The 26,775-nt window shown below is 72.4% G+C and carries 24 protein-coding genes, 2 pseudogenes and 1 riboswitch; of the genes and pseudogenes, 16 read left to right on the forward strand and 10 right to left on the reverse strand.

What is annotated here, in order from left to right; genetic code table 11:
• Positions 1-2: 2 nt before the first annotated feature.
• The 5 genes from ACWJ6R_RS00380 (at position 3) to ACWJ6R_RS00400 (ending at position 4,407) form a co-directional block, all read left to right on the forward strand.
• Positions 3-608, forward strand: coding sequence for an HD domain-containing protein (locus tag ACWJ6R_RS00380; protein WP_449060278.1), 606 nt, complete (start codon positions 3-5; stop codon positions 606-608).
• Positions 609-691: 83 nt separating this feature from the next.
• Positions 692-1,492: a DeoR/GlpR family DNA-binding transcription regulator gene (locus tag ACWJ6R_RS00385; protein ID WP_449060279.1), complete on the forward strand. Its 801-nt coding sequence runs from the start codon at positions 692-694 to the stop codon at positions 1,490-1,492.
• Positions 1,489-2,586, forward strand: coding sequence for a galactose-1-phosphate uridylyltransferase (gene galT, locus ACWJ6R_RS00390; protein WP_449060280.1), 1,098 nt, complete (start codon positions 1,489-1,491; stop codon positions 2,584-2,586). Before ACWJ6R_RS00385 ends, galT begins: the two co-directional genes overlap by 4 nt.
• Positions 2,587-2,658: 72 nt before the next feature.
• Positions 2,659-2,794, forward strand: a riboswitch (cyclic di-AMP (ydaO/yuaA leader).
• Positions 2,795-2,797: 3 nt separating this feature from the next.
• A complete protein-coding gene (locus ACWJ6R_RS00395; protein ID WP_449060281.1) occupies positions 2,798-3,805 on the forward strand; it encodes a coiled-coil domain-containing protein in 1,008 nt (335 codons plus the stop codon).
• Between the two features lie 95 nt (positions 3,806-3,900).
• Positions 3,901-4,407 carry a DinB family protein gene (locus tag ACWJ6R_RS00400; protein ID WP_449060282.1) on the forward strand — a complete coding sequence of 169 codons (507 nt, stop codon included), beginning with the start codon at positions 3,901-3,903 and terminating at the stop codon, positions 4,405-4,407.
• A 108-nt stretch (positions 4,408-4,515) separates the two neighbouring features.
• Here ACWJ6R_RS00400 and ACWJ6R_RS00405 read toward each other — a convergent pair whose 3' ends face one another.
• The 3 genes from ACWJ6R_RS00405 to ACWJ6R_RS00415 all read right to left on the reverse strand — a co-directional run bounded on the left by ACWJ6R_RS00405 (position 4,516) and on the right by ACWJ6R_RS00415 (position 7,667).
• A complete protein-coding gene (locus ACWJ6R_RS00405) occupies positions 4,516-5,085 on the reverse strand; it encodes a MarR family winged helix-turn-helix transcriptional regulator (protein ID WP_449060283.1) in 570 nt (189 codons plus the stop codon).
• Between the two features lie 49 nt (positions 5,086-5,134).
• The gene (locus tag ACWJ6R_RS00410) at positions 5,135-6,439 is read right to left on the reverse strand and encodes a M50 family metallopeptidase (protein ID WP_449060284.1); all 1,305 of its coding nucleotides are present in this window, start codon (positions 6,437-6,439) and stop codon (positions 5,135-5,137) included.
• 112 nt (positions 6,440-6,551) lie between these two features.
• On the reverse strand, positions 6,552-7,667 hold the full coding sequence (locus tag ACWJ6R_RS00415; protein WP_449060285.1) for a PP2C family protein-serine/threonine phosphatase: 1,116 nt from the start codon (positions 7,665-7,667) through the stop codon (positions 6,552-6,554).
• Between the two features lie 278 nt (positions 7,668-7,945).
• On the opposite strand from ACWJ6R_RS00415, the gene ACWJ6R_RS00420 reads away from it, so the two are divergent.
• Complete coding sequence (locus ACWJ6R_RS00420; protein ID WP_449060286.1) at positions 7,946-9,013, forward strand: GNAT family N-acetyltransferase; 1,068 nt, start codon at positions 7,946-7,948, stop codon at positions 9,011-9,013.
• A 78-nt stretch (positions 9,014-9,091) separates the two neighbouring features.
• Positions 9,092-9,310 carry a hypothetical protein gene (locus ACWJ6R_RS00425; RefSeq protein ID WP_449060287.1) on the forward strand — a complete coding sequence of 73 codons (219 nt, stop codon included), beginning with the start codon at positions 9,092-9,094 and terminating at the stop codon, positions 9,308-9,310.
• Here the strand turns inward: ACWJ6R_RS00425 and ACWJ6R_RS00430 are convergent.
• Positions 9,274-9,741, reverse strand: a complete 468-nt coding sequence (locus tag ACWJ6R_RS00430) for a ribose-5-phosphate isomerase (protein WP_189239229.1) — start codon at positions 9,739-9,741, stop codon at positions 9,274-9,276. The genes ACWJ6R_RS00425 and ACWJ6R_RS00430 overlap by 37 nt on opposite strands.
• Positions 9,742-9,840: 99 nt before the next feature.
• On the opposite strand from ACWJ6R_RS00430, the gene def reads away from it, so the two are divergent.
• On the forward strand, positions 9,841-10,329 hold the full coding sequence (gene def / locus ACWJ6R_RS00435; protein WP_189239230.1) for a peptide deformylase: 489 nt from the start codon (positions 9,841-9,843) through the stop codon (positions 10,327-10,329).
• Positions 10,330-10,424: 95 nt separating this feature from the next.
• Here the strand turns inward: def and ACWJ6R_RS00440 are convergent.
• Both ACWJ6R_RS00440 and ACWJ6R_RS00445 read right to left on the reverse strand, forming a co-directional pair.
• A pseudogene (locus tag ACWJ6R_RS00440) lies at positions 10,425-11,833 on the reverse strand (aldehyde dehydrogenase family protein).
• Positions 11,834-12,172: 339 nt separating this feature from the next.
• Complete coding sequence (locus ACWJ6R_RS00445) at positions 12,173-12,793, reverse strand: mycothiol-dependent nitroreductase Rv2466c family protein (protein ID WP_449060288.1); 621 nt, start codon at positions 12,791-12,793, stop codon at positions 12,173-12,175.
• Positions 12,794-13,015: 222 nt separating this feature from the next.
• Between ACWJ6R_RS00445 and pepN the strand changes: the two genes are divergently transcribed.
• The 5 genes from pepN to ACWJ6R_RS00470 all read left to right on the forward strand — a co-directional run bounded on the left by pepN (position 13,016) and on the right by ACWJ6R_RS00470 (position 20,411).
• A complete protein-coding gene (gene pepN, locus ACWJ6R_RS00450; protein ID WP_449060289.1) occupies positions 13,016-15,589 on the forward strand; it encodes an aminopeptidase N in 2,574 nt (857 codons plus the stop codon).
• A 216-nt stretch (positions 15,590-15,805) separates the two neighbouring features.
• Complete coding sequence (locus ACWJ6R_RS00455) at positions 15,806-16,789, forward strand: hypothetical protein (protein WP_449060290.1); 984 nt, start codon at positions 15,806-15,808, stop codon at positions 16,787-16,789.
• 131 nt (positions 16,790-16,920) lie between these two features.
• The gene (locus ACWJ6R_RS00460; RefSeq protein WP_449060291.1) at positions 16,921-17,733 is read left to right on the forward strand and encodes a nuclease-related domain-containing protein; all 813 of its coding nucleotides are present in this window, start codon (positions 16,921-16,923) and stop codon (positions 17,731-17,733) included.
• Between the two features lie 198 nt (positions 17,734-17,931).
• Complete coding sequence (ilvD, locus tag ACWJ6R_RS00465; protein ID WP_449060292.1) at positions 17,932-19,770, forward strand: dihydroxy-acid dehydratase; 1,839 nt, start codon at positions 17,932-17,934, stop codon at positions 19,768-19,770.
• Between the two features lie 155 nt (positions 19,771-19,925).
• Positions 19,926-20,411: a helix-turn-helix transcriptional regulator gene (locus tag ACWJ6R_RS00470; protein WP_068903649.1), complete on the forward strand. Its 486-nt coding sequence runs from the start codon at positions 19,926-19,928 to the stop codon at positions 20,409-20,411.
• A gap of 138 nt (positions 20,412-20,549) precedes the next feature.
• Here ACWJ6R_RS00470 and ACWJ6R_RS00475 read toward each other — a convergent pair whose 3' ends face one another.
• The 3 genes from ACWJ6R_RS00475 to ACWJ6R_RS00485 form a co-directional block, all read right to left on the reverse strand.
• Positions 20,550-20,756, reverse strand: coding sequence for an FmdB family zinc ribbon protein (locus ACWJ6R_RS00475; protein WP_449060293.1), 207 nt, complete (start codon positions 20,754-20,756; stop codon positions 20,550-20,552).
• A gap of 99 nt (positions 20,757-20,855) precedes the next feature.
• Positions 20,856-21,680 (reverse strand): GNAT family N-acetyltransferase, encoded by an 825-nt coding sequence (locus tag ACWJ6R_RS00480; RefSeq protein WP_449060294.1) that lies wholly within the window; start codon positions 21,678-21,680, stop codon positions 20,856-20,858.
• A 51-nt stretch (positions 21,681-21,731) separates the two neighbouring features.
• Positions 21,732-22,241, reverse strand: a complete 510-nt coding sequence (locus ACWJ6R_RS00485; RefSeq protein ID WP_449060295.1) for an HNH endonuclease — start codon at positions 22,239-22,241, stop codon at positions 21,732-21,734.
• Positions 22,242-22,558: 317 nt separating this feature from the next.
• Between ACWJ6R_RS00485 and ACWJ6R_RS00490 the strand changes: the two genes are divergently transcribed.
• The 3 genes and pseudogenes from ACWJ6R_RS00490 to ACWJ6R_RS00500 form a co-directional block, all read left to right on the forward strand.
• The gene (locus ACWJ6R_RS00490; protein ID WP_449060296.1) at positions 22,559-24,631 is read left to right on the forward strand and encodes a prolyl oligopeptidase family serine peptidase; all 2,073 of its coding nucleotides are present in this window, start codon (positions 22,559-22,561) and stop codon (positions 24,629-24,631) included.
• Between the two features lie 100 nt (positions 24,632-24,731).
• Positions 24,732-25,298: a helix-turn-helix domain-containing protein gene (locus ACWJ6R_RS00495; protein WP_449060297.1), complete on the forward strand. Its 567-nt coding sequence runs from the start codon at positions 24,732-24,734 to the stop codon at positions 25,296-25,298.
• A gap of 98 nt (positions 25,299-25,396) precedes the next feature.
• Positions 25,397-25,660 (forward strand): annotated as a pseudogene (locus tag ACWJ6R_RS00500) (VOC family protein); the annotation flags it as partial.
• A gap of 134 nt (positions 25,661-25,794) precedes the next feature.
• Here the strand turns inward: ACWJ6R_RS00500 and purU are convergent.
• Entirely contained in the window at positions 25,795-26,646 is an 852-nt protein-coding gene (gene purU, locus ACWJ6R_RS00505; RefSeq protein WP_449060298.1) for a formyltetrahydrofolate deformylase, read from the reverse strand.
• Positions 26,647-26,775: the final 129 nt, after the last annotated feature.

Raw genomic sequence — 26,775 nt, forward strand, 5'->3', positions numbered from 1 at the left:
GCATGAGCTCTCAACTGGTGGACCGCTGGCGCGCCCTGGCCGGCCCCGGCGCCGACCGCCTCGGCGCGGACCTGATCTCCCGGTACGGCGAGCCGCACCGCAGGTACCACACGGCCGCCCACCTGGAGGCGGTGCTCGACCACGTCGACGCGCTGGCCGGGCACGCCGGCGATCCCGACCTGGTACGGCTCGCGGCCTGGTTCCACGACGCCGTCTACGATCCGCGGCGCGGCGACAACGAGGAGCGCAGCGCCCGGATGGCCGAGCGGGCGCTGCCCGAGCTGGGCCTGCCGGCCTCGGCGGTGGCGGCGGTGGCGCGCCTGGTCAGGCTCACCGTCACCCACGCCCCCGCCGCCGGCGACGCGGACGGAGCCGTGCTGTGCGACGCCGACCTGGCGATCCTGGCCGCTTCCCCGGAGGTCTACGCCGCCTACGCGGCGGCCGTGCGCGAGGAGTACGCCTTCGTCCCGGGGGAGGCGTTCCGGACCGGGCGGGCGGCCGTGCTGCGCTCGCTGCTGGACCTTCCAATGATCTTCCACTCCCCGGCCGCTTCGGGCTGGGAGGGGGCCGCTCGGGAGAACATGCGGGGGGAACTCGACCGCCTGTGAGGGATTATCCAGCATAAACGAACATCTTCCAGGCACTTCGATGTGGTAATTTGATGGAAGTTGTTTGATTAAGGAGTGGGTCAATGCTCGCCCAACAGCGGCAGCAGGCGATTCTGGAACGGGTGCGCGGCAGCGGCGGCGTCCGTGTCGCCGATCTCGTCCGGGAGCTCGGCGTGTCCGACATGACGATCCGCCGGGACCTGGAGGTCCTCGCCGAGCGCGGTCTGCTGGAGAAGGTCCACGGCGGGGCGACCGCCGCCGGTCCCGGGTCGACCGAGGAACCCGGGTTCGCCGCCAAATCGGCGCGCCAGCAGCCGGAGAAGGAGGCGATCGCCCGGCAGGCGGCCCGGCTCGTCCGGCCCGGCACGGCCATCGCGCTCTCGGCGGGCACCACGACCTGGACGCTGGCCCACTTCGTCGTCGACGTCCCCGAGCTGACGGTCATCACCAACTCGATCCGGATCGCCGACGTCTTCCACCGCTCGCCCCGCGCCGACCGCACGGTCGTGCTGACCGGCGGCGTGCGCACCCCCTCCGACGCACTGGTCGGACCGGTCGCGGTGGCCGCGATCCGCGGGCTGCACGTGGACACCCTCTTCCTCGGGGTGCACGGGATGAGCGCCCGCGCCGGGTTCACCACGCCCAACCTCCTGGAGGCCGAGACCGACCGCGAACTGGTCGCCTCCGCGCACCGCCTGGTCGTGCCCGCCGACCACACCAAGTGGGACACGGTCGGGATCAGCACCATCGCCCGGCTGTCCGAGGCTCACGTCGTCATCAGCGATCCCGGACTGCCCCAGGAGGCCCGCGAGGAGCTCTCCTCCCAGGCGGGCGAGCTCGTCATCGCCGAACCGGAGCAGGACAGGCAGGTGGCGGACCGGTGAAGCGCACCCTCACCCACCTGGCCGACGGCCGGGAGCTGTTCTACTTCGACCGGCACGACGGCGCGGACCGCGGCGCCGTCGACGAGCGCGGGCTTCCGCCCCGCCCGGCTCCCTCGGAACTGCGCTACGACCCGCTGACCGAGGAGTGGATCGCGATCGCGGGGCACCGGCAGAGCCGGACCTTCCTGCCCCCCGCCGACCAGTGCCCGCTCTGCCCGTCGGCCCCCGGCCGCCTCTCCGAGATCCCCGCCTCCTCCTACGACGTCGTCGTCTTCGAGAACCGGTTCCCCTCGTTCTCCATCCCCCTCGGCGCCTCCGGTGATCCCGGCGGTCACGCCGGAGCGGGCGCGATCGGCGAGACCCGCCCGGGCCTGGGCCGCTGCGAGGTGGTCTGCTTCACCTCCGACCACGCCTCGTCCTTCTCCTCGCTCTCCCCCGAGCAGGTCGAGCTGGTCATGGAGGCCTGGATCGACCGCACGGCGGAGCTGTCGGCGATCCCCGGCGTGGAGCAGGTGTTCTGCTTCGAGAACCGCGGAGCGGAGATCGGCATCACCCTGGCCCACCCGCACGGCCAGATCTACGCCTACCCCTACGTGACCCCGCGCACGAAGCTGACCCTGCGGGCCGCCGAGCGCCACCGGGAGCGGACCGGCGGGAACCTGTTCGCCGACGTCCTGGCCGCCGAGCAGGAGGCCGGGGTGCGGGTGGTCGCCGCCAACGAGCACTGGACGGCGTTCGTCCCGGCCGCGGCCCGCTGGCCGTTCGAGGTGCACCTCTACCCCCACCGGCGGGTCGCCGACCTGGGCGGGCTGGATCAGGCCGAACGCGCGGCGTTCGGGCCGCTCTACACCGACGTGCTGCGCCGGCTGGACGGGCTGTTCGGCGTGCCCATGCCGTACGTCGCGGCCTGGCACCAGGCGCCGGTCAGCTTCGGGCGGGAGCTGTCGTACGCGCACCTGGAGCTCTTCAGCATCCGCCGGGCGCCGGACAAGCTGAAGTACCTCGCCGGGTCGGAGTCCGCGATGGGGGCTTTCGTGAACGACGTCCTGCCCGAGGAGGCGGCCCGTCTCCTGCGCGAGGCGATCACGGGTTGATCACCTCTTGGTCTCGGCTTGGAGCCGCATGACCATCCCATTACCACTACTATCCTTCAGTCGTCGGCTTCAACAGCAGATATGCCTAATCCCGGGCGCCTCGCCCGGGAGCCGGGGAACCACCGCATCTGGGGTGAACCACGTCAGTGGAAGGGCTTCCTCCAGCCCGAACCCGTCAGCTAACCCGGCCGGCTGAAGGAGAGGAGAGTTCGTGGCGGCTGCGTCGCCTACGTCGTCTGCATCGCCGATGTCCCCCGGGTTCCGTCACCGCGCGGCCGCGGCCGTCTGCCTGATCTCCGCGCTCGGCTTCACCCTCGGCGTCCCCGCCGCGGGCCTCGCGGAGCCCAAACCCACCGAGGCGGAGCTCCGCAAGGACCTGAAGCGGCTCGGCAAGAAGGTCGACGGGCTCATCGAGGCCTACGCGGCCAAGCGGGAGTCCGTGCGCAAGGCGGAGAAGGCGGAGAACGTCGCCAAGGACAATCTCCGCAAGGCGGAGAAGACCTACCAGGAGGCCAAGCGGGAGGTCGATTCGATCGCCCAGCTCCGCTACCAGAGCAACTCCGGCGACCTGCCCGTGCTGCTGTTCTCCGGCGGGGGCGACATGGCCGCCGCCGCCGTGATGGAGCAGCTCGTCGCCCAGCAGGGCGCCTACCTGGAGGATTTCGCCACCAGCAGGGAGCGCAGGAAGCAGGCCGCGGAGCAGGCCGCCCGGCTCACCGACGACCTCCGGAAGGAGGCCGAGGAGGTCGAGGAACGGCGCGAGGAGGCCGAGAAGGTGATCCGCGACATCAAGCGGAAGCTGGACCAGCTGGTCCCCCTCGGCTCCGGCCGCCGCGCCGACGGCAGCTGGGTGCCCCAGCTGCCCAACGGCCCCGACAACATCACCGACCGCACCCGGAACATGCGCGACGTCGTCAAGCGGCGCTTCGAGCTGACCCACACGGTCGGCTGCTACCGGAGCATGAACGACGGAGGCGAGCACCCCCTGGGCCGCGCCTGCGACTTCATGATGAGCACCGGCGGGGCGATGCCCTCGGCCGCCAACCTCAAGCTCGGCGACGAGATCGCCGCCTGGGTCCTGAAGAACAGGAGCAAGCTCGGCGTCAAGTACGTGATCTGGCGCCAGCGCATCAACCACGGCTCCGGCTGGCGCTTCATGTCCGATCGCGGCGGCAACACCGCCAACCACTACGACCACGTGCACATCTCGATGCTCTGACCCGCCGCCCCCGCCGGACGGGGGTTCCGGACGGGGGGGGTCCGGCCGGAGAAACGGCATGACAGCGGTCGGGCACGCGGGCAGGATGAGGCCCCATGAGTGACAACCGGGTCAATCCCCCCTTCATCGCCGATGAGACGTCCATGCTGTACACCTGGCTGGACTGGCACCGCGAGACCCTCGCCGTCAAGTGCGCGGGCCTGACCGAGGAGCAGCTGCGGCTGCGCGCCGCCGCGCCGTCCGCGCTCTCGCTGCTGGGCCTGGTCCGGCACCTGGCCGAGGTGGAGCGCTACTGGTTCCGCGAGATCCTGGCGGGCGAGGACGTGCCCGACCTCTTCTGCAGCCGGGAGGACCCCGACGGGGACTTCGACAACGTGGAGACCGCCTCGGCCGAGGAGGCGTTCGCGCACTGGCGGGCCGCGATCGACGACGCCCGGCGCCTGTCCGCCGGGCTGCCGCTGGAGACCCTGGCCAAGACGCCGCGCAGGGGCGAGGAGGTCTCGCTCCGCTGGATCCTGGTCCACATGATCGAGGAGTACGCCCGGCACAACGGCCACGCCGACATCATCCGCGAGCACATCGACGGCGTCACGGGCGAGTAGCCGCTCCCCGGGTGAGACCCGCGGCCCCGCCGCCGTCCGGGACCGCACCGGGCTCCGCGCCCGGCCCCGGCTCCCCCGGCCCGCCGGATCGCGGGGCCGGGGCGGACTTCACCGCTCCACCGGCCCGCCGGGTTCCGGTGCCGGGGCGGACTTCACCGCTCCACCGGTCCCCCCTCCCTCCAGCGCCTCGGCGATCAGGCGGTCGAGGGCGGCCGAGTCCGCCGGACGGGCCGTGGCCGCCTCGGCGAACCGGGTGAGCAGCCGAGCGAACGCCTCCCGGTCCGCCCGGTCCCAGTCGGCCATCAGGCCGTCGAGGTGGGCCCGCCGGTAGCGGACCACCGTCTCCAGGACCCTGCGGCCGGGCGCGCTCAACACGAGCCGGGCCCGCCTGGCGTCGACCTCGGACTCCTCGCGGGTCACCAGGCCCGCGCCGATCGCGTCGTTGACCAGCCTGCTCGCCGTGGAGGGGTCGACGTCGAGCTGCTCGGCGACGGCCCCCACGGTCACCTCGGCGACATCCAGGCTCAGCTTGTGCACGGCGTGCACGACCATCACGTTGGACATCTGCACCGGCCGCTGCGGATCGGCGGCCTTACGCGCGCGCAGCGGCCGCGACCATATCCGGCGCAACCGGAACAGGGCCACGTCGATCACCGCTCCGGGCGTCCCGTCCTCCACGGCCCCACCCTATCGGCGGACGCCGCGGCCGGCCGCGCCCGAAGCCGGGTCAGCCGGCCAGGCGGATCGGGTTGACCAGGTCGGCGTACATCAGCAGACCGGCCACCGCGATCATCACGAAGGCCAGCACGTAGGTCAGCGGGAGCACCTTGGCGATGTCCACGTGCCCCGGCTCGGGCCTGCGGGTGACGCGGGCGAAGCCGCGCTTGACCCCCTCCCAGAGGCCGCCCGCGATGTGGCCGCCGTCCAGCGGGAGCAGGGGGATCAGGTTGAACAGGCCGATCGCCAGGTTGAAGCTGGCCAGCAGGCTGATGAAGACGGCCGCCTTGTTCTCCAGCGGGATGTCGGAGGCCGCGATCTCACCGCCGATGCGGCTGACCCCGACGACGCCGATGGGACCGTCCTTGTCGCGCTCCTCTCCGGAGAAGGCGGCGTTCCAGACGCCGACCATCTTCTCCGGGAAGCGGAGCAGCGCGGTGGCGGTCCTGGAGGTGAGGTCCCCCATGTGCACGACCACGGCGCCGAAGCTCTGCTTCTCGATGACCTGCCTGGGGCTGACCCCCAGGTAGCCGACCCGCTCCAGCTTGCCCGGCTCGTCGAGGGACTCGCGCTCCTGGGCGATGAGCGTGGCCGTGAGGGTCATCGCCTGCCCGCCCCGGGTGATGCCGATCTGCACCGGCCCGGCTCCGCTGCCGCGGATGGCGCGGGTCGCCGCGTCCCAGGTGGTGACGGGCCTGCCGGCGACCGAGACGATGACGTCGCCGGGGCGCAGTCCCGCCGCGGCGGCGGGACTGGCCGCGTCGGCGGCGGTGCACTCGGGGTTGGCGGCGTACTCGGCGGTGGTCTTCACGCACTCCGGGACCGAGGCGACCTCCGTCTTCAGCACCGCGATGCCGAAGCCCATGAGCACGACGGCGAACAGGACGAACGCCAGCACGAAGTTCATCGCCGGGCCGCCCGCCATGATGATGACCTTCTGCCACCAGGGCTTGCGGTAGAAGACGCGGTCCTCGTCCCCCGGGCGGACCTCCTCCAGCGCGACCTCGCGGGCGTTCTCGATCAGGCCCTGCCACGGGCCGGTGGAGACCGAGCGCACCTTGCCCGGCGCGTCGCCGGCGCGGGGCGGCAGCATGCCGATCATGCGGATGTAACCACCGAAGGGGATCCACTTGACGCCGTACTCGGTCTCCCCGCGGCGGCGCGACCACATCGTCGGCCCGAAACCGACCATGTACTGCGTGACCCTGACGCCGAACAGCTTCGCCGGCACGAGGTGGCCGAGCTCGTGCAGTCCGATCGAGGCCATCAGTCCCAGCAGGAAGAGGACGATGCCGATCAGGAAAAGCAGGTCCACAGAGGTTCCCCCTGGTCGCGGATTTACCAGCAATGCCCCATAAGAGACTAGCCGAAGCCTCTGCTGCCGGGACCGTGCTCGGGGACCGCGGCCGGGGCGGGCCGGGAGGCGGTCAGGGCCGCCAGATGAGGATCAGCGCGCAGTCGTCGTTGTGCCCCGCCGACATGGAGGTGACCAGGCTGCGCGCCCCGCCCGCGAAGCCCGAGGGCAGCAGCCGCTCGGCCTCGCCCAGCAACCGGTCGAGACCGGCGTCGATGTCGCGGCCCGGCTGCTCGATCAGCCCGTCGGTGTAGAGCATGAGCGCGTCGCCCTTGCGGAGGGTCCCCCGGTCGGGCTCGCAGTGCAGGTCCGGGACGACCCCCAGGACCACCCCCTTGGCGGAGGAGACCCGCCAGGTGCCCGTCCCCGCCTCGAACGTGACCACCGGCGGGTGCCCGGCCGAGGTGATCTCGTATTCGCCCGTGGCCAGATCGATCCTGACGTGGACGGCGGTGACGAAGCCCTCGGCCTCCCGCTGGCGGTGCAGGTAGGCGTTGCAGGCGGGCAGGAAGTCGGAGACCGAGCCGAGCAGGCCGCCGAAGGTCCCCGACAGCATCAGCGCCCGGGTGCCCGCGTCGACGCCTTTGCCCGAGACGTCGACCAGGGCCAGCTCCAGCGTGTCGCCGTCGCGCGCGGAGACCAGGAAGTCGCCCCCGAAGGAGGAGCCCCCGGCCTGCTTGAGCACCACCTTGGAGCCCCAGTCCTTGGGCAGCGGGGGCAGCTCGCTCTGCTTCTTGAGCCGGTCGCGCAGCTCCAGCAGCATCACGTCGCCGCGCAGTCCCTGCACGCCGAGCTGGCCCCGGGTGCGGGACATGAGTGCGGCCAGCACGGCGGTGAAGCCGAAGGCCGCCAGCAGCCCGGGACCGATGTGCGCCGGGCCGGCGGCGAAGCCGACGTAGGTCAGCGCGACCACGGCCGCGCAGAGCAGCTTGGCCAGGCTCCGCAGCCGCAGCTGCAGCCCGCCGACCAGGATGACGGGGATCACGAGCGCCGGGGAGAACCACTCGACCGAGACGCGGGCGGCCAGGGCGCCGATCACCAGCGTCAGCACGATCAGCGTGATCAGCAGGTTGCGGTCGCGGGCCAGCGGTCCCCGGCGCAGGAACCGCACGGTGGACACCAGGAAGGGGACCCGCACCAGGAGCGCGCGGAGCCCTGCGGGGATCAACGGCGCCGGTCGGGAACTCATGATGCGCTCGACTGTAGCGGGCCGCCCGCCTTTTGGGCAGCCCACTTGACCAATACCTTGATCATTAAGCACGTATATTCGATGGCTGGAAACGGCCGTTCTGCCTACCGTGGGAGGAATGAGTCTCACCCTGCGGCCGATGACAGAATCCGACTGGTCCGAATGGATCTCCGTCGACGAGGAGGCGTTCGGCAACGCCTTCCCCCCGCACCGCGTCGAACTGTTCAGGAACAACACCGAGTTCGACCGATCTCTGGGCGCTCGAAGGCGGCCGGCTGGTGGGCGTCACCGCGGTGTGCAGCTTCACCATGACGGTCCCCGGCGGCCCGATCCCGGTCGGCGGGGTCACCGCCGTCGGCGTGCTTCCCTCGCACCGCCGCCGGGGCGTGCTGACCGCCCTGATGACCCGCCAGCTGGCGGACCTGCGCGAGCGGGGCGAGGCCGTCGCCGCGCTCTACGCCTCCGAGGCGGCGATCTACGGGCGGTTCGGGTACGGCAGGGCCGCCGACACCCTGTTCTTCGACATCCCCACCCGCGGCACGGCCCTGGCCCCGCACGCCCCGGCCGATCCCGCGCTGCGCCTGCGGATCGTCAGGCCCGCCGAGGCCAGGGAGGTCTTCGAGAAGGTCTTCGAGGCCGCGCTCGACAGCCGTCCCGGCCTCTACGCCCGCACGTCCGCCCGCTGGGACGCGGTCCTGTCCGACCACGAGGCCGACCAGAACGGAGCGGGACCGCTCCGGGCGGTCGTCGCCGAGGACGACGGCGGTCCGCGCGGCTACGCGCTGTTCCGGATCAAGGCGGGCGTCACCCAGCACGACGAGCCGGACGGCGAGCTGCGGCTGAAGGAGCTCTTCGGCCTGGATCCGGCCGCCTACGCGCTGCTCTGGCGGCACCTGCTCGAACGCGACCTGGTCGCCCGGGTGAAGGCGTGGAGCCGCCCCTCCGACGATCCGCTGATCCACCTGCTGGCCGAGCCGCGCCGGCTCCGCGCGGGCTGGCTCGACGACCTGTGGGTCCGGATCGTGGACGTCGAGCGGGCTCTTCCCGCGCGCCGGTACGCCGCGCCGGTGGACGTGGTGGTCGAGGTCGAGGACGCCGTCTGCCCGTGGAACGCCGGCCGCTGGCGGCTGACCGCCGGCACCGGGGCGGCCCGGTGCGCGCCCACCAGGGAGGTCGCCGACCTGGTGCTGCCGATCACCGCGCTGGGCGCCGCCTACCTGGGCGGCCGGTCGCTCACCGCGCTGCAGGCGGCCGGCGTCGTGCGCGAGGCGCGGGCGGGAGCCGTACGGGAGCTTTCCACCGCGCTGTCATGGGAACCGGCCCCCTGGGCGGGTCTGATCTTCTGAGGGCTCGGCTCCGCGGAGCCCGCTCGCCGCCGGGAACGGATCCGTCCGTACGGCGCCGTCGGGGGTTATCGTGACGGCATGGCACTGCAGAGCTTGCAGATCACGGCGATCACCGCGATGCGGGCCCGGGACGTCTCCCGGCCCTCCAAGGAGCAGCAGGAGGCCGCCGACCGGCGGCCCCTGCGCGACGAGACCCCCCGCAGGGAGCCGGCGCGCAGGGGCCGGGACAGGTGGGGACGGGCGGAGACGGGGCCGGGCGGCTACGGCAGCGGCGGGAGCTCGCCGGTCGTCTCGTAGGAGGCGAGCTGCTCGATGCGGCGGCTGTGCCGCTCGGCGCCCGAGTAGGGGGTCGACAGGAAGAGCTCGACGAACCTGGTCGACTCCTCCTGCGGGTGCATGCGCCCGCCGATGCTGATCACGTTGGCGTCGTTGTGCTCGCGGGCCAGCTTGGCGGTGTCCTCGCTCCAGGCCAGGGCCGCGCGGATGCCGCGCACCTTGTTGGCCGCGATCTGCTCGCCGTTGCCCGAGCCGCCGATGACGACCCCGAGGCTGCCGGGGTCCCCCGCGACGCCCTCGGCCGCGCGCAGGACGAACGGCGGATAGTCGTCCTCGGCGTCGTAGACGGACGGACCGCAGTCGACGACCTCGTGGCCGTGCTCCTTCAGCCAGGAGACGAGGTGGTTCTTGAGCTCATAGCCGGCATGGTCGGCACCGATGTAGACACGCACGGGCCCAGTGTGGCAGGTGGAGGTGTCCGGCCGGACCCCCACCCCCCGCTAGAGTAATGACCGGTCTGCTACAAGAACCCTTACATCCGGGAGCCCTCCATGCGCGACATCCGAGTGATCGGGGATCCGGTCCTGCGCACGCCCGCCGAGACGGTCGTCGACTTCGACCGCGACCTGCGCCGCCTGGTCGACGAGATGTTCGCCGCGATGTACTCCGCGCAGGGCGTCGGCCTGGCGGGTCCGCAGATCGGCGTGTCGAAGCGGATCTTCGTCTACGACTGCAGCAACCGCAAGGGCCACGTGATCAACCCCGAGCTGACGGTCGACGACGACGCCGAGATGGTCGACGAGGAGGGCTGCCTGTCGGTCCCGAGCCGCGAGACGGGGAAGCCGCTCTACGCCAGGACCCCGCGCGCCTCGGGGGTCACCGTCACCGGGGTCGACCGCCTGGGCCGCCCGGTGCGGGTCCGCGCCCGCGGCATGCTCGCCCGGTGCTTCCAGCACGAGACCGACCACTTGAACGGCATGCTCTACGTCGACCGGCTGGCCAAGGACGCCGCCCGCAAGGTCCTGCTCCAGACGCCCTGATCCGGCCCCTCCGGCGCGGGCGGGACCCGGTGTCCGCAGCTCCCCGGCCCGCACGTCCACGGCCCGGGATCTCCGGGCGCGCCGGGGATGGACGTTCAGAGCTGGAGCGACTTGGTCTCCAGATACTCCTCCAGGCCGAACTCCCCCAGCTCGCGCCCGAGGCCGGACTGCTTGTAGCCGCCGAAGGGGGCCAGCGGGTTGAACCGGCCGCCGTTGATCGCCACCTGGCCGGTGCGCAGCCGCCGCGCCAGGGAGACGGCCCGGTTCTCGCTGCCCGCCCACACCGCGCCCGCCAGGCCGTACGGCGTGCCGTCGGCGATGGCGACGGCCTCGTCCTCCCCCCGGCTGTAGGGGATGACCGTCAGGACGGGACCGAAGATCTCCTCCTGTTCGATGACCATGCCGGGCTCCACCCCCGCGAAGACCGTCGGCTCCACGTAGAAGCCCCTGCCCGCGGGGCGGTCGGCGCCTCCGGCGACCAGCCGGGCGCCCTCCTCCTGGCCCCGGTTGATGTAGCGGACGACCCGGTCGCGCTGCGCGGCGGAGGCCAGCGGGCCGAGCCGGGTGGCCTCGTCGAAGGGGTCGCCGACGGTGTACTCGCCGGCGGCCGCCACGGCGAGCCCGACGGCCTCGTCGTACTGGTCGCGGTGGACGATCATGCGGGTCCAGGCGGAGCAGGTCTGGCCGGAGTTGAGGAAGGCGTTGGCCACCGTCGCCTTGACCGCCGCCGGCAGGTCGGCGTCCGGCAGGATCACGCTCGCCGACTTGCCGCCGAGCTCCAGCGCCACCCGCTTGACCGTCTCGGCGGCCAGCGCGGCGACCCGGCGCCCGGCCGAGGTGGAGCCGGTGAAGGAGACCATGTCCACCCCGGGGTGGGCGGCGACCGCCTCGCCGACGACCGGGCCGCGGCCGCTCACCATGTTGAACACCCCGGCGGGCAGCCCCACCTCGTCGAAGACCCCGGCCAGCGCGAAGGCCGCCAGCGGCGCCACCTCGCTGGGCTTCAGCACGACCGTGCAGCCGGCGGCGAGCGCCGGCCCGACCTTGCACACGATCTGGTGGAGCGGGTAGTTCCACGGCGTGACGGCGCCGACCACGCGACCGGCTCCCGCAGGATCCAGGAGTTGCCGATCCTGCGGGTGTCGAACTCGTAGGCCTCGGCCAGCCGGGCGTAGGAGTCCAGCACCTCGGCGGGCATCAGGGTCTGCACCTTCAGCGCCATCCGGTAGGGGGCGCCCATGTCGGTGGAGATGATCCTGGCTATCTGGTCGGAGCGCTCCCGGATGAGCGCGGCGGCCGCGGCGAGGACCTTGCCGCGCTCGGCGGGGGCCGTGGCCGACCACCGCGGCAGGGCCGCGCGGGCGGCGGCCACGGCGGCCTCGACGTCGGCGGGCGATCCCGCGGGGACCCGGTCGATCAGTTCCTCGGTCGCGGGGTTGACGACGTCGATGCTCTCGCCCGACGCCGACGGCTGCCATGCTCCGTTCAGATAAAGGTGACGCATGCCCTCATCCTTGCGCGCGGACCGGTGGAAGGCGAGAGCCCCGATCATTGCACAGCGTGTTCGTTACATTACTCACCGTTGAAAGTGCGGCTGGCTGCCGTCCGTCGCCTCGTCCGCCAAGAATACGGAGGAGCGCCCCGGTCGGTGGCGAATAGCCGAGATCTCACATATTCGCCATGTCTCGTCGCGTCTTGTCACGCATGTGAGCGGTACGGCTCCCGTCTTGTCACGCATGTGAGCGGTACGGCTCCCGCCACGTCGCTCACCACGCGCCGAGGCCGTACGGCTCTCACCGCGTGCGACCGCGCGGCCGGTCACTCCGCCGCGCGGCCCACCGGCTCAGTCGAAGATCGGCGGCCGGGTGCGGGAGCGCTTCAGCTCGAAGAAGCCGTCGAAGCCGGCGACCAGCCGGACGCCGTCCCAGAGCCGGCCCGCCTCCTCGCCCTTGGGCGCCGGCGAGATGACCGGGCCGAAGAACGCGACGTCGCCGACCGCGATCACCGGGGTGCCGACCTCCTGGCCGACCCGGTCGATGCCGTCGGCGTGCGAGGCGCGCAGCGCCCCGTCGTAGGCGTCGGAGTCCATCGCGTCGGCGAACGCTCGGTCCAGGCCCGCCGCCTCGAGCGCCTCCTCCACGGTCTCGCGGAGGGTGTCGAGCTGCTTGACCCTGCCCTCGTTGTGGAAGCGGACGCCCAGCTCGGTGTAGAGCCGGCCGACCGTCTCGGAGTCGTGCTTCTCCTGCACCGCGGTGACCACCCGGACCGGGCCCAGGGCGTTGGCGATCATCTCGCGGTAGGCGTCGGGGACGTCCTTGTCCTCGTTGAGGACGTACAGGCTCATGATGTGCCAGCGCGGCTCGATCGGCCGCACCTTCTCCACCTCCAGCAGCCAACGCGAGGTCATCCAGGCGAAGGGGCAGAAGGGGTCGAACCAGAGGTCCACCGGTGTGCGCTCGGTCATCGGTCAGCTCTCTCCTCAAAAGGATGTTCCTCCAGGGGACAACCCCTCGCACAAGAGCCCGTATTCCGCTCGCGGGCGATCACCGCGGGGATCTTCCCCGTGCTCCGCGGGGAGGCCCGGCCCTCATCCGATCTTCCAGGCGACGATCCCCCTCCCCTCATGGCAGGATTCAGAACAGTCCTCCAGCAACGGAGCGGAGGAAGTTGCGACGAGGGAGCGGTAGTGGCAGGCAATCTGACCCGTGACGAGGCCCGCGAGCGCGCACGGCTGCTCAGCGTGCAGTCGTATGCGGTGGAGCTCGACCTGACCGAGGGTGAGGAGCGCTTCGAGAGCGTCACCACGGTCCGCTTCACCAGCACCCGGGCCGGCGCGGAGACGTTCATCGACCTGGCCGGGGCCAAGGTGCGCAAGGCCGTGCTCAACGGCGCCGAGCTCGATGTGAGCACCTACGACCTCGAGACCGGCCGGCTCCCCCTGCCGGGCCTGGCCGAAAGCAACGAGCTGCGGATCGACGCCGACTGCTCCTACATGCGCACCGGCGAGGGCCTGCACCGTTTCGTCGACCCGGTCGACAAGAGCGTCTACCTGCACAGCCAGTTCGAGACGGCCGACGCCCACCGGATGTACGCCTGCTTCGACCAGCCCGACCTGAAGGCGGCCTTCGAGCTGACCGTGCTCGCGCCCTCCCACTGGGAGGTCATCTCCAACGCGGCGCCCGACGAGATCGAGGACCTCCCCGAGCACCGCGGCAGGCACGGGGCCCTGCAGGCCTCCAAGCGCTGGCACTTCCCGCCCACCCCGGTGATGAGCACCTACATCACCGCGCTGTGCGCCGGGCCGTACCACAAGGTGACCGCCGAGCACGACGGCATCCCGCTGGGCCTGTACTGCCGGGCCTCGCTCGCCGAGCACCTGGACGCCGACAACATCTTCGAGGTCACCCGGCAGGGCTTCGACTTCTTCCACAAGGTGTTCGGCCTGCGCTACCCCTTCGGCAAGTACGACCAGCTGTTCGTGCCGGAGTTCAACGCCGGCGCGATGGAGAACGCCGGCTGCGTGACGTTCCTGGAGGACTACGTCTTCCGCTCCCGCGTCACCGACGCCGTCATCGAGCGCCGCGCCGAGACGATCCTGCACGAGATGGCGCACATGTGGTTCGGCGACCTGGTCACCATGCGCTGGTGGGACGACCTGTGGCTGAACGAGTCCTTCGCCACCTACGCCTCGGTGCTCTGCCAGGCCGAGGCCACCCGCTGGGGCCAGGGCGCCTGGACGACCTTCGCCAACGTGGAGAAGGCCTGGGCCTACCGCCAGGACCAGCTGCCCTCCACCCACCCGATCGCCGCCGACATCGTCGACATGCACGCGGTCGAGGTCAACTTCGACGGCATCACCTACGCCAAGGGCGCCTCGGTCCTCAAGCAGCTCGTCGCCTACGTCGGCCTGGACAACTTCCTGGCGGGCGTGCGCGACTACTTCAACGAGCACGCCTGGGGCAACACCGAGCTGTCGGACCTGCTGCGCGCGCTGGAGCGCACCAGCGGCCGCAACCTGTCGGAGTGGTCCAAGGAGTGGCTGGAGACCTCCTGGGTCAACACCCTGCGCCCGGCCTTCGAGGTCGACGAGGCGGGCCGCTTCACCAGCTTCGAGGTGCTGCAGGAGGCTCCGGCCGACTATCCGACGCTGCGCTCGCACCGCGTCGCCATCGGCCTGTACTCCTACTCCGGTGACGCCCTCGTCCGCGTCAAGCGGGTCGAGCTCGACGTGGTCGGCGCCCGTACGGCCGTGGCCGAGCTGGTCGGCGAGGCCCAGCCGGACCTGGTGCTGATCAACGACGACGACCTGACCTACGCCAAGGTCCGGCTGGACGAGCGCTCGCTGCGCACCCTGGTCTCCGGCGGCATCGCGAAGTTCGCCGGGCCCTCGGGGTCGCTGCCGCGCGCCCTGTGCTGGTCGGCGGCCTGGGACATGACCCGTGACGCCGAGATGGCCACCCGCGACTACGTGGCGCTGGTCACCTCCGGCATCGGCTCGATCGAGGACATCACCGTCACCCAGACCGTGCTGCGCCAGGCCCGCCTGGCCGTCCAGCAGTACGCCGACCCCGCCTGGCGCGCCGAGGGCCTGAGCCTGCTGGCCTCGGCGCTGCGCTCCCTCGTCGCGGCGGCGGAGCCCGGCTCGGACCACCAGCTCGCCTACCTCAACGCCCTGGCCGCCACGGCCGTCTCCGCCGACGACCTGGCGTTCCTTTCGGGCCTGCTGGACGGCACGACCGTCCTCGCGGGCCTGACCGTCGACACCGACCTGCGCTGGACCCTCACCCAGGCCCTCGTCTCCGGCGGCGTGCTCGGTGACGCCGACATCGCCGAGGAACTGCTGCGCGACCCCACCGCGACCGGTGAGCGCGCCGCCGCGCTGGCCCGCGCCGCCCTCCCGACGGCCGAGGGCAAGGCCGGCGCCTGGAACGCGATCACCGAGGGCGAGCTGAGCGGCGCGCTGCTCCGCTCGACGATCGGCGGCTTCATGGACCCGCGCCACCCCGAGCTGCTGGAGCCGTACGCCGACCGGTACTTCGCCGAGATCGGCCGGATCTGGAAGTCCTGGACCTCCGACAGCGCGCAGAACTTCGCCAACGGCTGCTACCCGGCCCTGGCCATCTCCCCGGAGACCGTCGCCAGGACCGAGCGGCTGATCGAGGAGAGCAACCCGCCGCACGCGCTCAGGCGCCTGCTCCTGGAGGGCGCCGACGGCATCCGCCGCGCCCTGCGGGCCCAGGCCAGGGACGCGTCGGCCTGACGGACCGGACCGGCAGGCGCCCCCGCGGGAACACGGCGGGGGCGCCGTCGCGTTCCCGCTCCGGATTCTGAACGCCGGAGGCGCCGCCGCGCCGGGCGCACCGGGCCCCGCACACGCTGCACACTCCGTACACCGGGGGCGCCGCCGCGCTCCCCGAGACGCGCCGGCGGTCCGCGGACCGCCGGCGCCGGGAAAACGAAGGCCGTCCGGCCGTCGATGGATTCGGTACAGGACCTGCTCGTCGCCCTCGCCAGGCGGCACGCGTTCGCCGACCTCGAGGCCCTCACCGACGATCCCGAGGTCGCCGCGGTGTGCGAGTTCGGACACCGGCTGCTCTCCCTCGACGCCGAGGACTTCGCCGCCGAGGCGCGGCAGGTGCCTCCCGCCCTGCGGCGGCGCGCACGGGCGTGCACCATGCCGCAGACCCCCAGGGAGCAGCCGCGCGGCGCGCTGGAGTCGCTGCGCCCCGCCTACGGGCTGCTGCTGGAGGTGATCGCCATCCGGTGGGAGCGGCGCGAGCTCAGCCCCATGGTGGCCGCCCTGCACATCGCCAGCGAGTACCTGCCGATGCTCGCCTTCGAGTCGGTGCTCGGCCACGCGGGCGACCCGGTCCGCTGGCCCGCCGGGCTGAGCGCGCCCGGCAGCAGGTTCGGCGCGATCGGCGACCGCGAGTGCGACCACACCAAGTCCGAGCAGTCGGCCGCCAACCGCACCCTGCGGGTGGCCGGGGAACCCGCCGAGGGCTGGCGCGCCTACTTCGACCGCCAGCACAGCCAGGTGGCCGGCGCGCTGGCCACCTGCGTGTCGGACTGCCGCAACCCCTGCGCCGCGATGGACTGGGTGGCGCCGGACCCGCGCGCGGACCTCGCCCTGCGCTCACGGGTCGCGCTGGCCTTCGCCGAGACCCCGCTGGTACGGCTCCGCCACGCGGCCCCGGTGGGCCACGGGTTCGGCGTGCCCTCGCCCGAGGAGGTCCTCGAGGCCTGGGAGCGCAGCCGGGTCCTGCTGGCCAAGAACGAGGTGGGCGGCGCGGCCGGGCGAGAGGACGGATTTCCGCTGCCGGGCCTGCCCAGCCTCTTCTCCGCCGTCGCCGCCGCCCCGGTGGCCGTCTCCGCGCTGCTGGAGGACATCACCGTCCACCTGGTCGGACTGCTGAGATCCGGCGGGGACCAGACCTCGGCGCGGGGCGGGGTTCTCTAGAGAGGAAATGTATGGATACCCGCCGCGGTGCACTCTCATGCGGGTGACCGTGGTCACAAAAGTGTGAGTTAGGGACTACTAGGCACCCTCTTTGAACTTCGGCTACCGTGAGTCACGTGGACTCCGGTCATGTGCCAGAAGACGGTAACAGCACGTCACCGCTCCGGGTCGGTGATCGCCGGGCCGAGGAGAGGCCGGCGGCTCGGCCCGTCGCGCCCGCGTCTACGTACGCGCCGACCGCCGAGCGGGTCTCCCTGCGCGGCCTGCTCGGCCACCCCCGGTACCGTCCGCTCCGCCGCCGGCTGCTGATCGCGGTCGTCGCGGGAGTGGCGGGGGGCTTCCTGCTCGCCGGCTGGCGCTGGGGGGTCACCACCGCCGTGCTGGCCGCGATCGCCGACACGGTGGTGCGCGCCCGCTCGCACTCGACGGTGCCCGCCTGGCGGCGCGCCTCGGTCGCCGAGCGGCGCACGGAGGCCCAGCTGAAGCGGCTGGAGCGCAACGGCTACCGCACCCTGCACGCCCGCGCGATCCCGGACAGTGAGGCCCAGATCGACCACCTGGTCATCGGCCCCACGGGGATCTACGCCGTCGACTCCGAGAAGTGGGACAAGCGGCTCCCGGTGCGGGTGCAATCGCACCGCAAGCTGTTCCACGGCCCCTTCGACCAGAAGAAGCGCCTGGACGAGGCCCGCTGGGAGGCGAGCCGGGCCGCCGAGCTGATCGGCAAGGCGCTCGGCCGCGAGGTCGTCATCGTCCCCTCCCTCGCGATCTACGGTCCGCCCGTCCCGTGGAAGGTCCTCACCGTCCGCGAGGTCGACGTCTTCGACGGCTCGCGGGTCCGCAAGTGGGTCACCAAGCGGGAGCGCTCGCTCACCGACGCCGAGATTCAGAGGATCTACGAGATCGCCGAGCGCGTCCTGCCCCCCCGCTATCCCGAGAGCTGACGCGTTCCCCGTTTCCCGTCCCGGACGCCCGGTGGCCCTCGCCGCCGGGCGTTCCGCGTCTCTCAGGCACCGCGGCCGCCGCACCGGACGTCCGCCCTGGACGTCGCGGGGGGCGTCCGCCACATGGACCGCGGGTCTCACCAGGCGGGCGCTGGCCGTACCATTTGAAGACTCAGCGTCGATGATGGGAGAAGCGTCATGCCGGCCCTCAGGTCTCGTACGGTCACTCACGGCAGGAACATGGCCGGAGCCCGGGCCCTGCTCCGGGCGACGGGCGTGGACGGCGGCGACTTCGGCAAACCGATCATCGCCGTGGCCAACAGCTTCACCCAGTTCGTCCCCGGGCACGTCCACCTGCGCGAGGTCGGCGACGTCGTCGCCGGGGCGATCCGGGAGGCCGGGGCGATCCCGCGCGAGTTCAACACGATCGCGGTCGACGACGGCATCGCCATGGGCCACGGCGGCATGCTCTACTCGCTGCCCAGCCGCGAGCTCATCGCCGACGCGGTCGAGTACATGGTCAACGCCCACTGCGCGGACGCGCTGATCTGCGTCTCCAACTGCGACAAGATCACTCCGGGTATGCTGCTGGCCGCGTTCCGGCTCAACATCCCCACGGTCTTCGTCTCCGGCGGGCCCATGGAGGCCGGCAAGACGCCGGGCCGCAAGCTCGACCTGATCGACCCGATGATCGCCGCCGCGAACGAGGACGTCTCCGACGCCGAGCTGCTGGAGATGGAGGAGAACGCCTGCCCGACCTGCGGTTCGTGCAGCGGGATGTTCACCGCCAACTCGATGAACTGCCTCGCCGAGGCCATCGGCCTGGCACTGCCCGGCAACGGCACGATCCTGGCCACCCACAAGGCCCGCAAGAAGCTGTTCCAGGACGCCGGCCGGCAGCTGGTGGAGATCACCCGCCGCTACTACGAGCAGGACGACTCCAGCGTGCTGCCGCGCAGCATCGCCACCAAGGAGGCGTTCGAGAACGCCATGACCCTGGACGTGGCGATGGGCGGCTCGACCAACACGATCCTGCACATCCTCGCCGCGGCCCGCGAGGCCCAGGTCGACTTCGGCCTGAAGGAGATCAACGAGATCTCGCTGCGGGTGCCGTGCCTGTGCAAGGTCGCCCCCGCCACGGACAAGTACCACATCGAGGACGTGCACCGGGCCGGCGGCATCCCCGCCATCCTGGGCGAGCTCGACCGGGGCGGGCTGCTCCACCGCGACGTGCCCACCGTCAACGGCGGCACGCTGGGCGACTACCTCGACGCCTGGGACCCGAAGTCGGCCGGCGCACTGCCGGAGGCGCGGGAGCTGTGGCACGCGGCGCCCGGCAACATCCGGACCGTCAAGCCGTACTCCCAGGAGGCCCGCTGGGACTCCCTCGACCTGGACCGCGAGGGCGGTTGCGTGCGCGACATCGAGCACGCCTACACCCGCGACGGCGGCCTGGCCGTGCTCTATGGCAACATCGCCGCCGAGGGCTGCATCGTCAAGACCGCCGGGGTCGATGAGTCGATCTGGCGCTTCTCCGGGCCCGCGGTGGTCTTCGAGTCGCAGGAGGACGCGGTCGAGGGCATCCTGAACAACCGCGTCAAGGAGGGCGACGTCGTCGTCATCCGCTACGAGGGCCCCAAGGGCGGTCCGGGCATGCAGGAGATGCTCTACCCGACCTCGTTCCTGAAGGGCAAGGGACTGGGCAAGGCCTGTGCGCTGATCACCGACGGCCGCTTCTCCGGCGGCACCAGCGGCCTGTCCATCGGCCACGCGTCCCCGGAGGCGGCCGAGGGCGGGACCATCGCCCTGGTCGAGGACGGCGACCTCGTCGAGATCGACATCCCGGGCCGCTCGATCGAGCTGAAGGTGCCGGAGCCGGAGCTGGCCGCCCGCCGCGAGCGGCTCCTGGCCGACCTGGGCGGCTACCGGCCGCGCGACCGCCACCGCCCGGTGACCGCCGCGCTGCAGGCCTACGCCGCGCTGACCACCTCGGCCTCCACCGGCGCCTCGCGCGACCTGTCCCAGCTCTCCCGGTAGACGCGTCCGCGCAGGACCGCCGACGGGCGGTCCTGCGCGTTCCGGGCCCCGCCCGGGTACGGCCCCGGCGGCATCCCGGACTTTCCTTCGGGTTACACTCCTGAAGCCGGTAGCTCTGTTCGAAAAATGTCAGTGCCCGTCCGTATTCTGTGGGTATGGCTACCGTCATGAAGCCCCCCGCCAGCCCGCTGACGACCGCCGAGATCGCCGCCCTCGCCCTGTCCCTGGCACACCTGGGGTCGGGCCCGCAGGCCGCCGCCGCCCGGCACGGCCTCCGCCACGCCTTCGAGCACCTGGAGCTCGACGACGACGTCACCGCCGCCACCCTCGCCACCCTGACCGAGCCGCTCCCCTCCGCCGTCGCCGACCGGGCCAGGACCATCGCGAGCGCGATCACGTCCCGGCTCGTGATCCGCCTGCACTACCGGGACGTCTCCGGCCGGATCACCGTCCGCGACGTCGACCCCGTGACCTGCATGGTCCACCGCGAGCACTGGTATCTCGTGGGCATGTGCCGCATGCGCGGCGCGATCCGGGCCTTCCGGTTCGACCGGATCATCGCCACCGAACCCACCTTCGTCCCCGCCCGGCCGCATCCGGCCGAGCGCTTCCTGCCCTTCCAGGGCAAGCGCGCGGCGTGATCCTCCCCGGGCGCATCCGCTGAAGCGCCGCGCCGCGCGCCCCCTGAGACGCCGGAACGCCGCCCCGCGAGCGCGGGGCGGCGTTCTGTCGTGCGGATCCGCGACCTGGACGCCGCTTCCCGGAGACTCCGGCCGGGGTCAGCCGCAGCAACCACCACCGCAGCAACCGCCACCGCCGGCGGGCCTGGGGGCGGCGGCGCCGCCGGTCATGGCGACCGTGGACAGCAGCCGGACGGTGTCCTCGTGTCCGGCGGGGCAGGGCGCGGGTTCGTCGGACTTGGCCATCGGACGCGACAGTTCGAAGGTGGACCCGCAGGCGCGGCAGCGGAAATCGTAGCGAGGCATGCCACCAGATTACTCAGACCGCCGGGTTCCTCCCCCTTCCCGGAGCAGTCGTGACCCGGCCGTCGCGGAGACGTCACGGGATCCGGCGCGACGGCGCCCTCACCCGAATGCGATCTCGGCGTAGTCGGCGATCGCCCGGTAGCCGATCGCCTGGTAGACGGAGTTGGAGACCGGGTTGCCCAGGTCGGTGAAGAGCAGCACCTCGGTGGCGCCGGCGTCCAGCGCCCCGCGGGTCACCGCGCGCGTGACCGCCTCGCCGTATCCCCGGCCGCGGAACTCCGGCGGCGTGTAGACCGGGCCGATCCGCGACATGGCGGCGATCGGCGTGGAGAAGGCCGCACACGCGACGGGACGCCCGCCGTCCTCCCACAGGACCAGTTCCTCGCGGCCGATCCGGCTGGAGACCACCGGCAGGACCCCACCCGCCGGCCGCTCTCCCAGCGCCTCCAGGTGGAAGTCGGCGAGCCAGGCCGCGAGCAGCTCGCGGTCATCGGTGCCCGCCGTACGGGCGGCCCCGGAGACCGGGCGCCGGAGCGGGGTGACGGTCTCCAGCCGGTAGAGGCGCTCAGGGACGCGCCGGGCCACAGGCCGCCACCAGGAGGCGGCGAACGCCTCCGCCTGCGCCAGCGGCCCGCTGATCCCGGGGACCGCCCGCTCGGCCTCGATCAGCGCGGCGGCCAGGGACGGCACGGAAGCGACGGGGAGGTCGGGCAGGAGCAGCCCGCGCGGCGGCGTGTGGACCGCCGCGGCGACGGTCCCGCCGTCCTCCTCCAGCCAGGCCAGCAGCACGTCCTCACTGTGGACGCCGGCGCGGATGCCGCGCAGGACGGTGAGCGGGGCGGTGTTGCGGACCGGGTCGCGGAGCAGCCACGGCTCCGCCGCCCCGGCGAACACCTCGATGTCGGAGGTGAAAATCCATGCCATGCACCGATTGTGCCGACACGGACCTCGCCGGGGCGAGCGGATGCGGCGGTCTCAGGCCGCGTTCTCCGCGAGGTACGGAGCCCACTGGGGGTCGCCGGCGACGTGCGCGCCGATCAGCCGCCAGTGCACGCCGCGCGGCACCACCGGGGCGACGTTCAGCGTCCACCCCAGCTCCTCCAGCAGCCTGTCGGCCTTGCGGTGGTTGCACGCCGTACACGAGGCCACGCAGTTCTCCCACGTGTGGGGGCCGCCGCGCGAGCGGGGGATCACGTGGTCGATGGTGTCGGCCCGCTGACCGCAGTAGGCGCACCGGTAGTCGTCCCGGCGCATCAGCGCGTTCCTGGTCAGCGGGATCCGCGACCGGTAGGGGATCCGGACATAGCGACGAAGCCTGATCACCGACGGCACGTCGACCGTGCGGCTCGCCGAGCGGAGCACGGTGCCCCGGCCGTCGCGGTGCACGACGTCCGCCTTCTCCCTCAGCACCAGCACGACGGCGCGGTGCATGGAGAGGGTGGTCAGGGGTTCGAAAGTGGCGTTGAGCAACAGGACCTGGCGCATCAGCGGGCCTCTCCCGCCGTGCGTCGCGTCATCTCGGGGGGCACACCGCCGCGTGCCCCGGTTGGCGGCCCCTCTTGGGGCCCGGGCGCTTCCGTCACGAGGACCTCCGCCGGACGGCCCAGCGGATGGTCACCACGGCACCGTCCTGGACCAAGTTTGACTTCTGGATCGGTGTGCCCGCCACTCATAAACGACTGGAGGGACTCCTGGTGCTTTTATGCCCCCATTACCTGTTCTTCACTCCTCCGAAGCTCGTTCGGTACGCCTGGCGCGCAAGCGGTGTCCCGTTGTCCGCCGGAGGTCGTAGGGTTCCAGCCATGACGCGACAGCCGTACCCGCCCGCCCGCCGTGACGACGTCGTCGAGGACCTGCACGGCACCCCCGTCCCCGACCCCTACCGCTGGCTGGAGGACTCCGACGGCCCGGCCACCGCCGAATGGCTGGCCGCCCAGGAGAAGCTCTTCACCACCGAGATGGGAGGGCTCCCGGGGCGGGAGCGGTTCAGGGCCCGGGTCGCCGAGCTGCTGAAGTCCGGTTCGGTGGGCGCCCCGGTCTGGCGGGGCGAGCGGCGCTTCTTCACGCGGCGCACCCCGGAGCAGGAGCACGCCGTGCTGTACACCGCGGACCCCTCCGGCGCCGAGCGGGCGCTGCTGGACCCGATGGCCCTGGACCCCACCGGGCTGACCACCCTGGACGCCTGGCAGCCCGACAAGGAGGGCCGCCTGCTCGCCTACCAGATCTCGGTGGGCGGCGACGAGGAGTCCAGCCTCTACCTCATGGACGTCGCGACCGGGACCCGCATCGAGGGCCCGATCGACCGGTGCCGCTACTCCCCCATCGCCTGGCTGCCCGGCGGCGGGGCGTTCTACTACGTGCGCCGGCTGCCCGCCACGGAGGTGCCCGAGGGCGAGGAGCAGTACCACCGCCGCGTCTACCTGCACCGGGTCGGCACCTCCACCGAGGAGGACGTGCTGATCTTCGGCCACGGCATGGAGAAGACCAACTACTACGGCGTCGGGGTGTCGCGCGACGGCCGGTGGCTGCAGATCTCCGCCTCCCGGGGCACCGCTCCCCGCAACGACCTGTGGACCGCCGACCTGGAGGCGTCCTCCCCCGAGGCCCCGGAGCTCGTCGTCGTCCAGGAGGGCGTCGACGCCCAGACCGGCCTGCACTTCGGCCGCGACGGCCTGCTCTACGTCTTCACCGACCGCGACGCCCCCCGCGGGCGGATCTGCGTGACCGATCCCGCCACCCCGCAGGCCGAGCACTGGCGCGACCTGATCCCGCAGGACCCCGAGGCCGTGCTCTCGGACTTCGCGATCCTCGACGACCTGGACCGGCCGGTCATGCTGGCCGGCTGGACCCGCCACGCGATCAGTGAGATCTCCGTGCACGACCTGGCCACCGGTGAGCGGACCGGCGAGGTGCCCACCCCCGGGCTGGGCACGATCGGCGGCATCAGCGAGCGGCCGGAGGGCGGCCACGAGGCCTGGTTCGGCTACACCGACAACACCACGCCGCCCACCGTCCAGCGCTACGACGCCCGCACCGGCGAGACCTCCCTCTGGGCCGCCTCCCCCGGCGCCGTCGAGGTGCCCGCGGTCACCACCGAGCAGGTCGTCTACCGCTCGGCCGACGGCACCGAGGTCCACATGCTGGTGATCTCCCCGCCCGGCGCCGAGGGTCCCCGTCCCACGATCCTGTACGGCTACGGCGGCTTCGGCATCTCGATGACCCCGGGCTACTCGGCCTCGATCCTGACCTGGGTGGAGGCGGGCGGCACCTACGCCATCGCCCAGCTGCGCGGCGGAGGCGAGCAGGGGGAGGACTGGCACCGCGCCGGGATGCTCGCCCGCAAGCAGAACGTCTTCGACGACCTGCACGCGGCGGCCGAGCACCTGATCGCCACCGGCGTCACGACCTCCGACCGGCTGGCCATCTCCGGCGGCTCCAACGGCGGCCTGCTGGTCGGCGCCGCTCTCACCCAGCGCCCCGACCTCTACGCCGCGGTGGCCTGCTCGGCCCCGCTGCTCGACATGGTCCGCTACGAGCTGTTCGGTCTCGGCGCGACCTGGAACGTGGAGTACGGCTCAGCCGAGGAGCCCGGCGAGTTCGCCTGGCTCTGGTCCTACTCCCCGTACCACCGGGTCCGCGAGGGCGTCTCCTACCCGGCGACGCTGTTCACCGTCTTCCAGTCCGACACCCGGGTCCACCCGCTGCACGCCTGGAAGATGTGCGCGGCCCTGCAGCACGCCCAGGCGGCCGACCGGCCGGTCCTGCTGCGCAACGAGGCCGAGACCGGTCACGGCGCCCGCGCGGTCAGCAAGACCGTCGAGCTCGCCGCCGACCAGCTCACCTTCCTGGCCCACCACACCGGTCTGACCGCCTGAGGCGGTCCCTCCGCCCGGCCCTCCGGTCGCCGGGACGGGCGGGGCACGGAGGCTGGCGTCCTTCGTCGGTGGCCTCCACGAGACCTACGTCGACACCGTCATGACCGGCGCGGCGGAGGGCGTGCAGGTCGACCTGACCCCGGCGGGGGCGCGGCGGCTGCTGGGGATCCCGCTGAGCGAGCTGGCCAACCGGGTGATCCCGCTGGAGGAGGCGCTCGGTCCGTGGGCGGGCACCGCGGTGGAGCGGCTGGCAGGGACCGGTGATCGGCGCGCCCGCCTGGCGCTGCTGGACGGGATGCTCGCCCGGCGGATCCACGCGGCCCCCGGCCCGGACCCCCGGGTCTGCTGGGCGTGGAGTCGGCTCGTGGCCACGGGCGGCGCGACGGGTGTCGCGGCGCTGGCCCGCGAGCTCGGCTGGAGCCATCGGCACCTGGTCTCCCGCTTCCGCGACCAGATCGGCCTCACGCCCAAGGCCGCCGCCCGGGTGCTCCGCTTCGAGCACGCCCTGGAGCGCCTGCGCGGCGGCGCCCGCCCCGCGGACACCGCCGCGGCCTGCGGTTACTACGACCAGGCGCACATGAACCGCGACTTCCGGACGATGGCCGGGACCAGCCCCGGCGAACTGGTCAGGTCCTGGACCGCGGGGCGGGCGATCGTCCCGGGCTGACCCTCCGGCCCCAGGTCAGATTCTTCCAAGCCCTGCGGCGTCCCCTCTCTGCACACTGGCAGGGCCGCGCAGACGACCGCGGAGAAGGAGGAACGATCATGCGAACGGTCTATCCACTGGTCCGCTACCGCGATCCGGCGGGGGCGATCGAGTGGCTCGCCAAAGCGTTCGGGTTCGAGGCCGGGGACGTCTCCGCCGACGGCGACGGCACGATCACGCACGCCGAACTGACCGTCGGCACCGGAATGATCATGCTGGGTGCCGGGGAGCCCGGCGGCCAGGGGGTCTACGTGGCCGTCGACGACCCGGACGCCCACCACGACCGCGCGGTGTCCGCCGGGGCGGAGATCACCTCCCCGCTGACGGACCGGCCCTACGGCTCGCGGGAGTACGCCTGCAAGGACCCCGAGGGCTGCCAGTGGTATTCGGGACGTACCGGCCCTGACCTCACCCGGCGGCCGGCCCTCCGCGGTGGCGGGGCCGCCGACGGGACCACCTACCGGGGGAAGACGATCGTCTTGTGCCCGTCGAGCAGCACGCGCTGCTCGGCGTGCCACTTGACCGCCCTGGCCAGCACGAGGCACTCCACGTCCCGGCCGATGGCCACCAGGTCCTCCGGGGAGTGGCTGTGGTTGACCCGGGCCACCTCCTGCTCGATGATCGGCCCCTCGTCCAGGTCCGACGTCACGTAGTGGGCGGTGGCCCCGATCAGCTTCACCCCGCGGGCGTGCGCCTGGTGGTACGGCTTGGCGCCCTTGAACGACGGCAGGAACGAGTGGTGGATGTTGATCGCCCGCCCGGCCAGCTTCTCGCAGAGGTCCTGCGAGAGCACCTGCATGTAGCGGGCGAGCACCACCAGGTCCGCCTGGTAGTGCTCGACCAGCGTCAGGACCTCCGCTTCCTGCCTGGCCTTGGTCTCCGGGGTGACCGGCAGGTGGTGGTAGTCGACGCCGTGCGACTGGGTGAGCGGGCGCAGGTCGGGGTGGTTGGAGACGACCGCGACGATCTCGATGTCGAGCAGGCCGGAGCGGGCCCGGTGGAGCAGGTCGTTCAGGCAGTGGTCGAACTTGCTGACCATGATGAGCACGCGCGGCCTGACCGCCGCGGCGCGCAGGTTGACCTCCATGCCGAACTCGGGGGCCAGCGCGGCCAGGGCGGTGCGCAGCCCGTCCTCGGGCACCGGCGCGGAGAACTGCACCCGCATGAAGAACCGCTCGCTGTCCCGGTCGCCGAACTGCTGGCTCTCGGTGATGTTGCACCCGTGCCCGGCGAGCATCCCGGAGACCGCGGCGACGACCCCGGGGCGATCCGGGCAGGACAGCGTCAGGACGTACTCGGCAGGACTCATGGCCTTCACCTTCGCACAGGTCGGATCGTTCGGGGCGCCGTGGGGCCGCGCCGTGGGGCCGGGCTCCGGTCGGCTGCCGCGTTCGCCGCGTCCGACCGGCACCGATCCGTCCCGGCGGCCGCGGGAACG

The sequence above is a fragment of the Planomonospora algeriensis genome, assembly GCF_977012225.1.